Raw genomic sequence first — 14,031 nt, 5'->3', positions numbered from 1 at the left:
GGCGAAGCCGCGGCACGGTGGGCTACCTCAGCGCACCGATACCTCGACGCGGCGGTTGCGCGGCTCGTCCACGTCGTCGGCGGTGGGTAGCAGCAGGTCGCGCTCGCCGCGCCCGGTGACTTCCAGCGACTTCGGCTGCACTCCCAGCTGCCCGAGCAGGGCGGCAATCATCTGTGCCCGCTGCAGCGACAGCGCCTCGTTGGCATCTGCGCTGCCCACCCGGTCGGTGTGACCGATCACCAGGATCTCCGGCACCGGCCGGGTGGCGACATCCTGCTGCAGCGCCACCAGCGTGGTTTGCGATTCCGCCGTCAGCTCGTCGCTGCCGGTGTTGAAATACAGCAGGTAGCTGGCCGGGCGCCGGGGCTGCGCCTGCAGCAGCGCGCCATAGCGCGCGGCCACGCTGTCGGCGCTTTCGCTGCCGGTTTGCACCCGGCCGTTCTGCTGTACTGCGGCACTTTGGTAGGCGTGCGAGATTTCCTGCTCGCCTTGCGGCGTGCTGATCACTACCCGCCCCACGGCGCCATCCGGGCCGGGCAGCAACACCACCTTATCCGCTGCTGGCTGATGCAACAGGGCGGCCAAACCGATGGCAATGACGACGATGGCTGCATCCATGGCTTAATCCCCCCGGTCTTCGGCTTCGATGATGAATTCCGTGCCACGCACGCCCAGCGTCATGGTGGAGGTCTTGAACTGCACCGCTTCCGGCGAGTGTTTGACGATGGCACCGGAAATAGCCGACAGCCGGCCCTTCTTCAGGGTGGTCTGCATGGCGCCGGTCTGGGTCTTGTTATCGAAGCTGAACTTGTCCAGCCGCAGCACCGATGAGGCGCCGGCGGACAGAATGGTCTGGTCGCGCATCACGATGCCCACCGCGCTGCCGGCGCCGGTCCGCACCACGTCCTGCTCCTGCAGTTCAAAACCGGGAATCGGCGTCAGCGTTATCGCGTTGCGCGTTACCTGTACCTCGCCGCTAATGGTCTTAATGGTGCCGATGCCCACCGTCTCTGCCTGCAGCGGCTGGCTCAGCAGCAGGCACAGCCCGCCCAGGTAAGCCGCTATCCGGCTGCCTTGTGTTATTCGTCTCATTTCCGCCCCCCTCGCCCACGGCCCCCGGTGCCCCCATCCGCGCGGCGGTGCCGTTCCCGCCGCTACTCCTCAGTTTATGCGGACATATTGATAAATCATCATTTAAATGCAGCGGCGGATATTCCATAGCAAAAGCGGCCAACCTTTGCAGGTTGGCCGCTTTGCGCCAGGGACAACGGACAGGCTTACAGCCGGCCGGTAACCAGATCCACCTCGTGCAATGCCACCACGCGGGTGCGATGGCGCCACTTGTAGCCCAGCCACAGCACCAGGAACAGCGGAATGCCGATATAGGTGGCAGACAGCCCCATCCAGTCGATGTGCTCGCCGCTGAACGCGCCGTAGTTCTGCCCCAGCATCACCACCATGCAGATGCCGAAAGCCAGCAGCGGCCCCAGCGGGAACCAGCGCGCACGGTACGGCAGCGCGTGCAGCTCGCCGCCCTGGTGCAGATAGGCGCGGCGGAAGCGCAGATGGCATACCGCAATGCCCAGCCAGGCGATAAAGCCGGTCATGCCGGAGGCGTTGAGCAGCCACAGGTACACGCCCTTCTCGTCCACCAGCGAGGTGAGGAAACACAGCGAGGCCACCACGGTGGTGGCGATCAGCGCACGGCGCGGCACGCCGCCGGAGGACAGCTGCCCCAGCCAGCGCGGTGCCATGCCATTGAGCGCCATGTTGTACAGCATGCGGGTGGAGGCATACAGCCCGGAATTACCGGCCGACAGGATGGCGGTCAGGATCACCGTGTTCATCATGCCGGCGGCCAGTGCAAAGCCGGCGCGCTTGAACACCAGCGTGAACGGGCTGGCGCCCACGTCTTCCATGCCGGTCTTCAGCAGCGACGGGTCGTTGTACGGCAGGATCAGGCCGATGATCAGGATCGCCAGCACGTAGAACATCAGGATGCGCCAGAACACCTGCTTCACCGCGCGCGGGATGGTGGTGGCCGGGTCGGCGGATTCGCCGGCGGCCACGCCGATCAGCTCGGTGCCCATGAAGGAGAACCCCACCACCATGGCGGCGGAGATGAACGCCGACAGGCCGCCGACAAACGGCGCGTCGCCGGTTTCGAACACCGCCAGCCCCGGCTCGAATGCCGCCGGCCGGTCGCCGTGCATGATGCCGAAGATCATCAGCGTGCCGGTGACGATAAAGGCGATGATGGTGATGACCTTCAGCAGCGAGAACCAGTATTCCGACTCGCCAAAACCCTTCACCGAGATGTAGTTGAACAGGAACACGATGCCGAGAAAGGCCGCGCTCCACACCAGGCCCGGCACGCCCGGAAACCAGTAGCCCATGATGATCGCCGCTGCGGCCAACTCCACCGCCACCGTCACCGCCCAGCTGAACCAGTAATTCCAGCCCAGCGCAAAGCCGAAGGCCGGATCGACAAAACGCGAACCGTACACCTGGAACGAGCCGGATACCGGCAGGTAGGCCGCCATTTCACCCAGGCTGGTCATCAGGAAATACACCATCAGCCCGATCAGGCCGTAGGCCAGCAGCGCGGTACCGGGGCCGGCGCTGGCCACGGTGGCGCCAGAGGCCAGGAACAAACCGGTGCCAATGGAACCGCCGATGGCGATCATCGACAGATGCCGTGCTTTCAGCTCCCGCCGCAGCCCGTTTTCACCGTAAGAGGTGTTCATTTATTGTTCTCCATATTGTGCGCTATCGCCCCGCTTGCGGGGGTGCGACACCTTGGCGATATCTGCCGCGAATGTCGATACGAAAAAGCGACAAGGAGTTACAGCCAGCCCGCCTCGGCCAATTTTTCAGTCAACAGGCAAGTTCAATGGCATTTTTAGCAATGAAATTATGCAATCGGCAGCCGGCGGCCATAAAAAAAGCCACCCCGCTGGGGGTGGCGTAAACACAAGCTCCTTGGGAGAGTCGCGTGAGGTTTACTTCATGGTCGGCATCGAGAACTCGGCACCGGCGCGGATCCCGGTCGGCCAGCGCGTGGTCACCGCCTTCATGCGGGTGTAGAAGCGCACCCCTTCCGGGCCATGCATGTGATGGTCGCCAAACAGCGAGGACTTCCAGCCACCAAAGCTGTGGAACGCCATCGGCACCGGCAGCGGCACGTTGACGCCGACCATGCCCACCTGGATGCGATGGGTGAACTCGCGGGCAGCATCGCCGTCGCGGGTGAAGATGGCGGTGCCATTGCCGAAGGCATGGGCATTGATCATGTCCACTGCCTCGGCAAAGCTGTCCACGCGCACGATGCCCAGCACCGGGCCGAAGATTTCTTCCTGATAGATGGTCATGTCAGTGCTGACGTGGTCGAACAGGCAGCCGCCGAGGAAGAAGCCTTCCTCGCAGCCCGGCACGGTCAGGCCGCGGCCGTCCACCACCAGCGTGGCGCCCTCTTCCACGCCACGCGCCACGTAGCCGCTGACCTTGTCGAAGTGGGCACGGGTTACCAGCGGGCCCATATCGGACTTGGGATCGTTACCCGGGCCGACTTTCAGCGTCTTGAGACGCTCGGACAGCTTGGCCACCAGCTTGTCGGCCACATCGCCCACCGCCACCGCCACCGAGATCGCCATGCAGCGCTCGCCGGCGGAGCCGTAGGCGGCGCCCATCAGCGCATCCACGGTCTGCTCCAGATCGGCATCCGGCATCACCACCATGTGGTTCTTGGCGCCGCCCAAGGCCTGTACGCGCTTACCGTGGCGAGCGCCGGTTTCGTAGATGTACTGCGCGATCGGAGTGGAACCGACAAAGCTCACCGCCTGCACATCCGGGTGGGTCAGCAGGCCGTCCACCGCCAGTTTGTCGCCCTGCAGCACGTTGAATACGCCAGCCGGCAGGCCGGCTTCGCTCAGCAATTCGGCAATGAACAGCGCGGCGGACGGGTCACGCTCCGACGGCTTGAGGATGAAGGTGTTGCCGCAGGCAATCGCCACCGGGAACATCCACATCGGCACCATGGCCGGGAAGTTGAACGGGGTGATGCCGGCGACCACGCCCAGCGACTGGCGCATGGTCCAGGCGTCAATGCCGCGGCCAACCTGCTCGGTGTACTCACCCTTCAGCAGTTGCGGAATGCCGCAGGCGAACTCCACCACTTCCAGACCGCGGGCCACTTCGCCCAGCGCATCGGCGTGCACCTTGCCGTGCTCGCAGCTGATCAGTGCGGCCAACTCGTCCTGGCGCGCTTCCAGCAGCATCTTGAACTTGAACATGATGCGGGCGCGGCGCAGCGGTGCGGTGTCGCTCCAGGCCGGAAAGGCGGCCTTGGCCGCGGCTACCACGCTGTTCACGTCGGCCTGTTCGGCCAGAACCACCTCGGCCTGTACCTTGCCGCTGGCCGGGTTGAATACCGCGCTGCTGCGGCTGCCGCTGCCGGCGCTATGCTGACCGTTGATGTAGTGGGAAATGATGCGATTCATGTGCGTCGTCCTCTGCTGGCGGGCAATGCTCTGCCCCGGCAGCCCGCGTGCGGGTCTGCCTGTGGTCGTGTTCTGGGGTCGTGGGGATTCGGTTTACGGCTTGGCGATGATCCACTCGTGCGCCGGATCGTTCTTGAAGCACCATTCGCGCTTCGGGCCGGCCATCACGTTGAGGTAGTAGGACTCGTAGCCGTAGGGCACGGTCACCGGGTGGTAGCCTTCCGGCACCATCACCACATCGTGGTCTTCCACCGCCATCGACTGGTCGATGCGGCGGTCGTCGGTGTACACGCGCTGGAAGGCAAAGCCCTGCGCCGGATTCAGCCGGTGATAGTAGGTTTCTTCCAGCACGCTTTCTTCCGGCAGCGCGTCGCGGTCGTGCTTGTGCGGCGGGTAGCTGGAAGAGTGGCCGGACGGGGTACGCACTTCCACCACCAAGAGACCGTCGGCCGGCTCGCCCTGCGGCAGGATGTCGGTGACGTAGCGGGTGTTGGCATCCTTGCCGCGCACGCTGCGCTGCATGCTGTCCGGGGTGATCAGCCGTGCCGGATGGTTGCCGGCAGACGGCGCCGAGCAGAACGCCACTTCGGCAGCGCTCTCGGCGGTCACTTCCACCGCCACGCCCGGCGGCGCGTACACCGCGTACGGTGCCATGTCGTCGAACACGCTGTGGCGCTCGCCCAGGTGCGTCCACTGCTGCTCGCCCACCTTGACGCTGGCCTTGCCGGCCAGAATCACCACACAGCACTCGCGGCCCGGCTGCTGCCACACTTCGCGTTCCTGCGCGGCCAACCTGACGGCGCGAAAACCGACGTGGGTCCAGCCTGCCGACGCCGGAGTCACCTCAACCAGCGGCTTGCCTGCCTGGTCTGCCTTAACCAGCAAATTCATGCCTTTTCTCCTCAGGACAGGCCGGCAACCAGCCCGGACAGGGTATTGAAGCCTTTTTGCGCGTATTCGTAGCTCGGCGCGATGGTCGGGTCCTGCTCCGCTTCCACCACCAGCCAGCCCTGGTAACCGTGCTGCGCCAGACGCGCCAGGATCGGCCCGAACTGGATGTCGCCGTCGCCCGGCACGGTAAAGGCGCCGTTGAGCACCGATTGCAGGAAGCTCCAGTTGCCGTTGCGCGCGCGGCGGGTCACTTCGGCGCGCACGTCCTTGCAGTGCACGTGCACCACGCGGTCGATGTGCTTGTTCAGCTCGGTCAGCGGGTCGCCGCCGGCAAAGAACATGTGGCCGGCATCGAACAGCAGGCCCACTTCCGGCCCGGTCAACGCCATCAGCTTGTCCACGTCGGACGGATGCTCGACATAGGCGCCCATGTGATGGTGGTAGGCCAGCTTGATGCCGCGCGACGCCAGATGGCGGCCGAAGCGGTTCAGCTTGTCGGCGTACTGCTGCCAGGCTTCGTCACTGGTAAAGGTTGGCCGCTTGTACAGCGGGGTGTCGATCTGGCCCTGAATGGAACCGGCCACCTCGCCGTACACCATCACCTGGCAACCGCTTTCCACCAGCAGACGCAGATGGGTTTCCACGTTGGCAATTTCTTCTTCCAGCGAACGCTCGGCCAGCTGGCCGGAATACCAGCCGGACACACATTCCACCCCGTACGGCGCCAGCACCGCCTTCAGCGCCGCGGCTTCACGCGGAAACTTGTTGCCCAGCTCGAAGCCCTGATAACCGATCTCGCTGCCTTCGCGCAGGATGGTGTCCAGCGTGGTTTCACCGCCCAGCGACGGCAGGTCATCGTTGCACCAGGAAATCGGGTTGATGCCGATCTTTACCTTGAAAGTGGAAGTCATAGTGTTGTCCGTCTGTTGTTTATGCTGTGAAAAATCAGGGCGCGGGTTCGGGCTGCCTACACGCCCTGACGACGCTGCGCCTGCCAGATATCAATCAGGGTTTCAAAGTTGTGACGGGCGGCGGCGATCAGGCCGGCATCGTCGATCTCGCCGGCCAGCCAGCGCTGCGACGGCTCCTGGAACAGCGTGCGGCCAACCATGAAGCCACGGCAGCTGCGGCTGCCCCGTGCCTGCTCGAAACCCTTGCGCAGTTCGCCCAGCGGCGCGTTCAGCCCCAGCAGCACCACGCCGCGGCAGTACGGGTCGCGCTGTTCCAGCAGGGTGTCGATGTCCTGCCACTGCTCGGCGCTCATCGATTCCAGCTTCCACCATTCCGGGTAGATGCCCAGGTTGTAGAAGCGCTTCAGCGCGCGCAGCACGGTGTCCGGCTGTTGCGGCAGCTTCTTGGACGGGATCACCTCCAGCAGCAGCTCGTGGCCGCTCATGCGCGCCATTTCGTACACCGCGCGCACCTGGGCTTCCTGCTCCAGGCGGTTGCCGACTTCGTCGTCCGGGTGGTACTGCACCAGGCACTTGATGATGTGTTCCTGCGGCCAGATTTCCAGGCGAGCAGCCAGCGCGCGGCCGTGGTCGAACTCCAGCGGATTGGAACCCGGCAGCTCGATCGGGCGGCCGATCCACCAGCCGCGGCCGGTGGCGGCGTACATGGCGTCCTCGCCGTAGCGGTCATCCACCAGGATGCCGACGCGGCCCTGCAGGCCATTGGCTTGCTCGGTCTGCCCCACCGCCTGCACCAGCAGTTCTTTCAGGTGGGTGATGCGGCCTTCCGGTACGCCATTCTTGCGCGCCAGTTCAAAGAACTGGTTGCGATGGTCGAAGGCGAACACGCACAGATTGTCCCAGTGCGGGCGCTTGACGCTGACGCGATGCAGGCGGGTGAGCGTGGCATCCTCGCCCGGACGCAGCGGCGTTACCGCCAGGCCCAGGAAGTAATCCAGCTCGGCCTGGGTCGGCATCGCCACCGAGCAGCCATGGCGCGATACCACCAGCGCGCCGCAGGCATTTGCCGTGCGGCAGGCATCGGCGTAGTCGCCGCCGCGCAGCCATACCGACAGGAAGCCGGACAAGAAGGCATCGCCGGCGCCCAGCACGTTCATTACTTCTACCTGCGCGCCTTGCACGGTGAAGGCAGCGTCGATGTCGGCCGGCACCGCGCCGTCGATCACCGCGCAGCCCAGCGGGCCGCGCTTGACCACCAGCACCGCCTGCGGCGCCAGCTGGCGCACCACTTGCAGGCAGTCCAGCAGCGCCGGCTTGCCGCCGGCGATCAGGAATTCTTCTTCGGTACCGACAATCAGGTCGAACAGCGGCAGCACCGATTGCAGGTGGGCGCTGACGGCATCATCGGCAATGAAACGCTGCTCGCCGTCGCCGCGGCCGGTCAGGCCCCACAGCACCGGGCGGTAGTCGATATCCAGCACGGTGCGCACATTGTGCTGGCGGGCAAAGCCGAGCGCCTTGCGGCTGGCGGCGTTGACCTTGGCGGTGGACAGATGGGTACCGGTAATCAGCAGGCTCTTGCTGCTGGCGACGAAGGCTTCGTCGATGTCGTCTTCGCACAGCGCCATGTCGGCGCAGTTCTCACGGTAGAACAGCAGCGGAAAGGTATCGCGGTCCTTGATCCCCAGCAGTACCAGGCCGGTCAGGCGATCCGGGTCGGCCTTCACCTGGCTGACATCGCAACCTTCCTTCTGCAGCGCATCCAGCAGAAAGCGGCCCATCTGCTCGTCGCCGACGCGGGACAGCATCGCCGATTTCAGCCCCAGCCGTGCGGTGCCGAAGGCGATGTTGGCAGAGGAACCACCAAGGTATTTGGCAAAGCTGCTCGCATCTTCCAGACGCGCCCCCAACTGGCGGGCATACAGATCCACCGCCAGGCGGCCCAGGCAGATCACGTCGAAGCTACGGTCGGGAGCAAAGGTTGTCTGGTTTTGCATGATGTCCATTCCGTTGGTTGCAGATGGCCAGAACGCCTGCTGCGCTGTGTTGCGCAGCGGTGGGGGCAACTGGCTACCGTGTTGAAACAAGATTACTGCTGGCCGAACAGGAATGCAAATTTTTTTTCGTATTTATTTTCTACTGGAAATTTATTTCTGGAATTTTTTTTTCGATCTGCCGTTTTTCGTTTTAAGATGTAAGCGTCAACCTACAAGGCGAAAACAACAATGAGCAATGAAATGACCGCCGATCAGCTGATGCAGCGTATTTCCGAGGAATACGAAGGGCTGAGCAAGCAGCTGAAGATCATCGCCAAATACATAGAAGAACACCGCCAGACGCTGGTGCTGGAGCGCATCACCGACATCGCCCAGGCTTGCGAGGTGCAGCCGTCCGCCATCGTGCGCTTTGCGCAACGCTTCGGCTTTTCCGGCTTTTCCGATATGCAGGCGCTGTTCCGCGAGGCCTTCGTGCCGACGCAGGCCAACGTCAACAGCTACCAGAAGCGCATCCGCAACGTGATTGCCAGCCACAATGCGCCGCTCACCAACACCGAGCTGACGCAGAACTTCCTGACCGCCTGTCAGCAGGGGCTGGACGAGCTGTCGCAGTCGCTGGAACCGGCCGCCATCGACGCGGCGGTGGAACTGTTGCACAAGGCCGACAACATCTACGTGGTGGGCGTGCGCCGCATGTTCCCGATCGCCTCTTATATCTGTTACGCGCTGCAGCATACGCAGAAGCGCGTGCACCTGATCTCCGGCCTGGGCGGCATGTACCACGACCAGGTGCGCAGCATCCGCGAGGGCGATCTGATGATTGCCATCAGCTTCCAGCCCTACGGCCGCGAAACCCGCTACTGCGCCCGCGTGGCAGCACAGAACAAGGCCGACCTGCTGGTGATTACCGACAGCAAGATGAGCCCGCTGGCACGCAACGCCCACACCATCCTCACCGTCAAGGAAGGCACCGCCTTCGCCTTCCGCTCGATGAGCAGCACCATCAGCCTGTGCCAGGCGCTGTTTATTGCCCTGTCTTACCGCATGGAGCTGGTGATTGAAGAGACGCGGGATGCGGGGGCTTACGACGACTGAGCAGCAAGGCGGACAACACCAGCGCCGCACCCAGCCACTGCTGCGGCACGAAGCCGGTGCCAAACCACCAGGCGGCCAACAGCGCGGTCCACACCGGCTCCAGCAGCAGAATGAACGCCGAGTGCGCCACCGGCATCCGCCCCTGCCCCCAGCCCTGCAGTACAAAGCGTAAACAGGTAGCCAGCAGCACGCTGGCCGCCAGCCAGCCCCAGCTGTGTTGTAGCGATACTGCCTGCCACGACTCCAGCAGCACACTCCCCGCCAGACACCACACCGCCGCCGCCAGCTGTTGCAGCGCGGTGGCCGGCAACACCGGCAAGCGCGCCATGTCACGGCTGTTCACCACCAGATAAGTCGCCAGCCCCAGCGCCGAGGCCAGCAGCAGCCAGTCGGCGTGATGCACCGAGCCGTCGCCGCGCAGCGACATGCAGGCCATGCCCAGCCCGGCCAGCGCCATCGCCCCCCAGGCCGCGCGCGACAGCGGTGCCGCCAACAGCAGGCGGGCGACAAACGGCGCCAGCACCACCCCCATGCTGCTGATGAACGCCGCCACGCCCAGATTGCTGCTGAGATTCAGCCCGCAGATCCAGAACATCATCGCAATGCCCAGCACGCTGCCACCGCGCGCGCAGCGGCGCAGGCCATCCGCCGACAGCACCGCGCCCTGCCAGCGCGCCAGCGCCAGCAGCACGCCGCCGCTGAGCGTAAAGCGCAAGCCCATGAACAATAGCGGCGGCATCGCCAGCAGCACCTGCTTGGAAAACAGCCAGCCGGCAGCCGCCAGCAGCGTCACCAGCAGCAGCACCGCATCGGCCAGCAGCGCTGTCCGCGGCAGGCGAAAATCAGACATGCACATCCCCACAAGAAACGACAGCAGCCCGGCGGGCCGGGCTGCATACAAAAAAGGTTGGCCGCAAACCTGCGGCCAATCTTGCATCAGACTGCTTAGCTGCGACGGTTGCGCTGGCGATACTGGTCGGCCACCACTGCCACCACGATGATCACGCCCTTCACGATCTCCTGGTAGTAGGCATCGATACGCAGGAAGGTGAAGCCGGAGGTTACCACCCCGAGGATCAGCACGCCGATCACGGTGCCGGTGATCTTGCCCAGACCGCCGTTGAGCGAGGTACCGCCGATCACCGCAGCGGCAATCGCGTCCAGCTCGTACATCATGCCCATGCCAGCCTGACCGGATACGGCGCGGGCAGAGGTGACCACCCCGGCCAGACCCGACAGCAGGCCGGCCACCGCGTACACCACCACCAGATGCTTGTTGACGTTGATGCCGGACACGCGGGCGGCGGAGCGGTTGGCGCCGATGGCGTAGGTGTACTTGCCGTAGCGGGTGTAGCTGAGAATGACGTGGAACAGTGCCGCCACGCCCAGGAAGATCAGCACCGGGGTGATGCCGCTACCGATTTCGGCGTAGCTGTCGGACAGCATGCTGATCGGTTCGCCTTCGGTGTACCACTTGGCCAGGCCGCGGGCGGTCACCATCACCCCCAGGGTGGCGATGAACGGCGGGATGGCGGTCTTGGCGATCACAAAGCCGTTCAGCAGGCCACATGCCAGCCCCACCAGCACGCCGCACACCAAGGGCACCACCATCGGCAGGTCGGTCAGCGACGGGAACACAGCGCGGCCGAATTCCGAGGTCTGCGCCAGACTGGCCGACACCATGGCGGTAAGCGCCACCACCGAGCCGGAGGACAAATCGATACCACCCATGATGATGATCTGGGTCACCCCCACCGCGATGATGCCGATCACCGACACCTGCAGGATCATTACCAGCAGTCGATCCTTGTTGGCCAGAAAGCTCTGCCCGACCAGGAACCAGCCCAGGATTTCGAAGATTGCCGCCACCGCGAGCAGTACCGCAAAGATGCGGGCCTCGGCCGGCAGCCGAAATTTAGCCAACGACAGGCCGCCCGGCTTGCCAATCTGTCCAGTGTTGCTGATTGCCATGATTTCGTCCTCCAGTGTGTTCTCTGACGCCCGTTATCAGTCAGTTCGGGCGCTTGTCTCTGTGTTGCCCGGCGGTCAGTGTGCCGCCAGTTGCATAATGCTCACCTGGTCCGCTTCGCTGCGGTCCAGGATGCCGGTCACCCGTCCTTCGTGCATCACCATGACGCGGTCGCTCATGCCCAGCACTTCCGGCAATTCCGACGAAATCATGATGACGGCCACGCCCTGCCCGGCCAGGCGCGAAATCAGGCGGTGGATTTCTGCCTTGGCGCCAACGTCGATACCGCGGGTCGGTTCGTCCAGGATCAGGATGCGCGGGTTAGTCAGCAGCCAGCGGCCGATCAGCACCTTCTGCTGGTTGCCGCCGGACAGGTTCTCCACCCGTTCGTACAGCCCCGGCGCCTTCACCCGCAGCGTGGCGGACATGTTCTCGCACAGCTCGGTAATCGCCTTCTGGCGCACGAAGCCGGCGGTCATGTTGTCGTCGTTCAGCACCGCTATCTGCATGTTTTCCAGGATGCTGAGGTTGAGGAAGCAGCCGGTGTCCTTGCGGTCTTCGGTGAGGAAGGCCATGCCGTGATCCATCGCCACCTGCGGGCTGCTCACCCGCACGTCGCGACCAAAGATATTGATGCTGCCACTGCTGGCCGGGGTGACGCCAAACAGCGTCTCGGCCACGTTGCTGCGGCCGGAGCCGATCAGGCCGGCCACGCCCAGAATCTCGCCGCGGCGCAGCTCGAAGCTGACATCGTGGAACACGCCGTCCAGCGTCAGGTTGTTCACCGCCAGCACCACGTCGCCGATTTCCGCCGCTTCCTTGGGGAACATGTCGGTGACTTCGCGGCCAACCATCATGCGGATGATTTCGTCGCGGTCCAGGCGTTCGGTCTGCATGCAGCCGATGTAGCGGCCATCGCGGAACACGGTGACTTCGTCGGCGATTTCCGACAACTCGTTCATCTTGTGGGTGATGTAGATGATGCCCTTACCCTGTTCGCGCAGCGATTTGATGATGCGGAACAGGTGTGCCACCTCGTGCTCGGTCAGCGCCGAGGTCGGCTCGTCCATGATCAGTACTTCGGAGTCGTAGGACACCGCCTTGGCGATTTCCACCATCTGGCGGGCCGAGATGCTCAGGTCGCGGATCAGGCTGTCGGCCTGGACATCGATGGACAGGCGCTCCAGCAGCTCCTGGGTCATGCGGTTCATGCGGCCGTGGTCGATCAGACCCAGGCGGTTCAGCGGTTCGCGGCGGATCCAGATATTCTCGGCCACCGTCATGTACGGCATCAGGTTCAATTCCTGATGGATCATGGCGATGCCTTTTTCCAGCGCATCCAGCGGCGAGCTCAGGGTGACGTCCTGGCCATTGAGGCGGAACACCCCCTTGTCCGGCGGCTGCACGCCGGCCAGGATCTTCATCAGGGTGGATTTGCCGGCGCCGTTTTCGCCCATCAGTGCGTGTACGGTGCCGCGGCGCAGACAGAACGAAGCATCGTCCAGCGCCACCACACCCGGAAACTCCTTACGCACGCCCTTCACTTCGATCAGCGGTACAGCCTGTTGTCGACCCTGGGCGGCGGCGTCAGCCTGGGCGGCGGCGACTTTTTCGGGAGCTAAGCTCAGCATGGCTTGTATTCCTTTTGCTTGCCGGATACGGGGTGGGCCGTATCCGGCAGGACAGTCGGTGACGCTTAGTTGCGTGCTTCGTAGTTCTTCAGGTTGGCCGGAGTAACCAGTTCGAACGGAATGTAGTTCATCGACGGGACTTTCTCGCCGCGCGCCAGCTTCAGCGCGGTGTCGATAGCGCCGCGGCCCTGGCCGGCAGCGTTCTGGAACACGGTCACTTTCAGATCGCCGCCCTTCATCGCGGTCAGCGCGTCACGGGTGGCATCCACACCGGCGACGATGGTGCCGTTCAGGCGTTTGGCGGATTTCAGCGCCTGGATCGCGCCCAGCGCCATTTCGTCGTTGTTGGACACCACAGCGTCAAATTTCACGCCGGCGCTCAGCCAGTTCATCATCAGGTCGCGGCCTTCGGTGCGCGACCACTTGGCAGTCTGCTTCTCCACGATCTTGATGCCCTTGCACGCCGGGGTGGCAATCACGTCTTCCACGTCCTTGGTGCGTTGACGCGCCGCCTGGTTGGACAGGTCACCCATCATCACCACGATGTTGCCCTTGCCATTCATCTGGCGGCACACCTCTTTCATCTGCAGGGTGCCGGAATCCACTTCGTTGGAGCCGACAAAAGCCACCTTGGCCGGCAGCACGCGGTCGGCCGGCAGGCGGTTCACATACACCAGCGGGATACCGGCTGCCGCCACCATCTTGGTGATCTTCGGCGTCACTTCGGTATCCACCACGTTCACCACGATGGCGTCCACTTTCTGGGCGATGAAGTTCTGCACCTGGGAGATCTGACGACCGATGTCGTTCTGCGCATCTTCAAACTGCACGCTGACGTCCTTCTGGCTGGCAGCGTGGGACTTCATGCCATTGCGCAGTACGGTCAGGAAGTTGTCGTCGAAGGCCGACATGGTGATGCCGATCTTGGCGGCGGAGGCCGGCATGGCGGCTGCGGCCAGGGACATGAACACAAGGGAACCAGCAAACTTGGTGATGCGTTTCATCGGTGTCTCTCCTTATTTGATTTGGTCGGGTTTG

General features: G+C 63.9%; 12 protein-coding genes. 1 reads left to right on the top strand and 11 read right to left on the bottom strand.

Going from position 1 to position 14,031, the window contains the following annotated elements; genetic code table 11:
* Positions 1 to 27: 27 nt before the first annotated feature.
* The 7 genes from ABNW52_RS06675 to ABNW52_RS06645 all read right to left on the bottom strand — a co-directional run bounded on the left by ABNW52_RS06675 (position 28) and on the right by ABNW52_RS06645 (position 8,298).
* Positions 28 to 618, bottom strand: coding sequence for an OmpA family protein (locus ABNW52_RS06675; protein ID WP_349585658.1), 591 nt, complete (start codon positions 616 to 618; stop codon positions 28 to 30).
* 3 nt (positions 619 to 621) lie between these two features.
* On the bottom strand, positions 622 to 1,092 hold the full coding sequence (locus tag ABNW52_RS06670) for a FecR family protein (RefSeq protein ID WP_349585656.1): 471 nt from the start codon (positions 1,090 to 1,092) through the stop codon (positions 622 to 624).
* A gap of 185 nt (positions 1,093 to 1,277) precedes the next feature.
* A complete protein-coding gene (locus ABNW52_RS06665; RefSeq protein ID WP_349585654.1) occupies positions 1,278 to 2,747 on the bottom strand; it encodes an amino acid permease in 1,470 nt (489 codons plus the stop codon).
* A 255-nt stretch (positions 2,748 to 3,002) separates the two neighbouring features.
* Positions 3,003 to 4,499 (bottom strand): CoA-acylating methylmalonate-semialdehyde dehydrogenase, encoded by a 1,497-nt coding sequence (locus ABNW52_RS06660; RefSeq protein WP_349585652.1) that lies wholly within the window; start codon positions 4,497 to 4,499, stop codon positions 3,003 to 3,005.
* A gap of 93 nt (positions 4,500 to 4,592) precedes the next feature.
* The gene (iolB, locus tag ABNW52_RS06655) at positions 4,593 to 5,390 is read right to left on the bottom strand and encodes a 5-deoxy-glucuronate isomerase (RefSeq protein WP_349585650.1); all 798 of its coding nucleotides are present in this window, start codon (positions 5,388 to 5,390) and stop codon (positions 4,593 to 4,595) included.
* 11 nt (positions 5,391 to 5,401) lie between these two features.
* The gene (iolE, locus tag ABNW52_RS06650; RefSeq protein WP_349585648.1) at positions 5,402 to 6,301 is read right to left on the bottom strand and encodes a myo-inosose-2 dehydratase; all 900 of its coding nucleotides are present in this window, start codon (positions 6,299 to 6,301) and stop codon (positions 5,402 to 5,404) included.
* Between the two features lie 56 nt (positions 6,302 to 6,357).
* Complete coding sequence (locus ABNW52_RS06645; protein WP_349585646.1) at positions 6,358 to 8,298, bottom strand: bifunctional 5-dehydro-2-deoxygluconokinase/5-dehydro-2-deoxyphosphogluconate aldolase; 1,941 nt, start codon at positions 8,296 to 8,298, stop codon at positions 6,358 to 6,360.
* Positions 8,299 to 8,538: 240 nt separating this feature from the next.
* Between ABNW52_RS06645 and ABNW52_RS06640 the strand changes: the two genes are divergently transcribed.
* A complete protein-coding gene (locus ABNW52_RS06640) occupies positions 8,539 to 9,393 on the top strand; it encodes a MurR/RpiR family transcriptional regulator (protein ID WP_349585644.1) in 855 nt (284 codons plus the stop codon).
* On the opposite strand, the gene ABNW52_RS06635 is transcribed toward ABNW52_RS06640, so the two are convergent.
* The 4 genes from ABNW52_RS06635 to ABNW52_RS06620 all read right to left on the bottom strand — a co-directional run bounded on the left by ABNW52_RS06635 (position 9,323) and on the right by ABNW52_RS06620 (position 13,997).
* Complete coding sequence (locus tag ABNW52_RS06635; RefSeq protein ID WP_349585642.1) at positions 9,323 to 10,243, bottom strand: DMT family transporter; 921 nt, start codon at positions 10,241 to 10,243, stop codon at positions 9,323 to 9,325. The two genes, ABNW52_RS06640 and ABNW52_RS06635, sit on opposite strands and share 71 nt — an antisense overlap.
* 95 nt (positions 10,244 to 10,338) lie before the next feature.
* Positions 10,339 to 11,364: an ABC transporter permease gene (locus ABNW52_RS06630; protein ID WP_349585640.1), complete on the bottom strand. Its 1,026-nt coding sequence runs from the start codon at positions 11,362 to 11,364 to the stop codon at positions 10,339 to 10,341.
* Between the two features lie 75 nt (positions 11,365 to 11,439).
* Positions 11,440 to 12,993 carry a sugar ABC transporter ATP-binding protein gene (locus ABNW52_RS06625; RefSeq protein WP_349585638.1) on the bottom strand — a complete coding sequence of 518 codons (1,554 nt, stop codon included), beginning with the start codon at positions 12,991 to 12,993 and terminating at the stop codon, positions 11,440 to 11,442.
* Positions 12,994 to 13,058: 65 nt separating this feature from the next.
* A complete protein-coding gene (locus tag ABNW52_RS06620) occupies positions 13,059 to 13,997 on the bottom strand; it encodes a sugar ABC transporter substrate-binding protein (protein WP_349585636.1) in 939 nt (312 codons plus the stop codon).
* Positions 13,998 to 14,031 lie beyond the last annotated feature (34 nt).

It is taken from the genome of Vogesella oryzagri, from assembly GCF_040148885.1.
In the GTDB taxonomy this organism is placed as follows: domain Bacteria; phylum Pseudomonadota; class Gammaproteobacteria; order Burkholderiales; family Chromobacteriaceae; genus Vogesella; species Vogesella oryzagri.
Note: the sequence above shows the minus strand (reverse complement) of the source record. Positions and strands in the feature narration are given on the sequence as shown.

Coding starts and splice junctions, on each gene's coding strand:
- ABNW52_RS06670 (WP_349585656.1), bottom strand. CDS start 1,092: ATGAGACGAATAACACAAGGCAGCCGGATAGCGGCTTACCTGGGCGGG.
- ABNW52_RS06665 (WP_349585654.1), bottom strand. CDS start 2,747: ATGAACACCTCTTACGGTGAAAACGGGCTGCGGCGGGAGCTGAAAGCA.
- ABNW52_RS06645 (WP_349585646.1), bottom strand. CDS start 8,298: ATGCAAAACCAGACAACCTTTGCTCCCGACCGTAGCTTCGACGTGATC.
- ABNW52_RS06640 (WP_349585644.1), top strand. CDS start 8,539: ATGACCGCCGATCAGCTGATGCAGCGTATTTCCGAGGAATACGAAGGG.
- ABNW52_RS06660 (WP_349585652.1), bottom strand. CDS start 4,499: ATGAATCGCATCATTTCCCACTACATCAACGGTCAGCATAGCGCCGGC.
- ABNW52_RS06675 (WP_349585658.1), bottom strand. CDS start 618: ATGGATGCAGCCATCGTCGTCATTGCCATCGGTTTGGCCGCCCTGTTG.
- iolB (WP_349585650.1), bottom strand. CDS start 5,390: ATGAATTTGCTGGTTAAGGCAGACCAGGCAGGCAAGCCGCTGGTTGAG.
- ABNW52_RS06630 (WP_349585640.1), bottom strand. CDS start 11,364: ATGGCAATCAGCAACACTGGACAGATTGGCAAGCCGGGCGGCCTGTCG.
- ABNW52_RS06620 (WP_349585636.1), bottom strand. CDS start 13,997: ATGAAACGCATCACCAAGTTTGCTGGTTCCCTTGTGTTCATGTCCCTG.
- ABNW52_RS06625 (WP_349585638.1), bottom strand. CDS start 12,993: ATGCTGAGCTTAGCTCCCGAAAAAGTCGCCGCCGCCCAGGCTGACGCC.
- iolE (WP_349585648.1), bottom strand. CDS start 6,301: ATGACTTCCACTTTCAAGGTAAAGATCGGCATCAACCCGATTTCCTGG.
- ABNW52_RS06635 (WP_349585642.1), bottom strand. CDS start 10,243: ATGTCTGATTTTCGCCTGCCGCGGACAGCGCTGCTGGCCGATGCGGTG.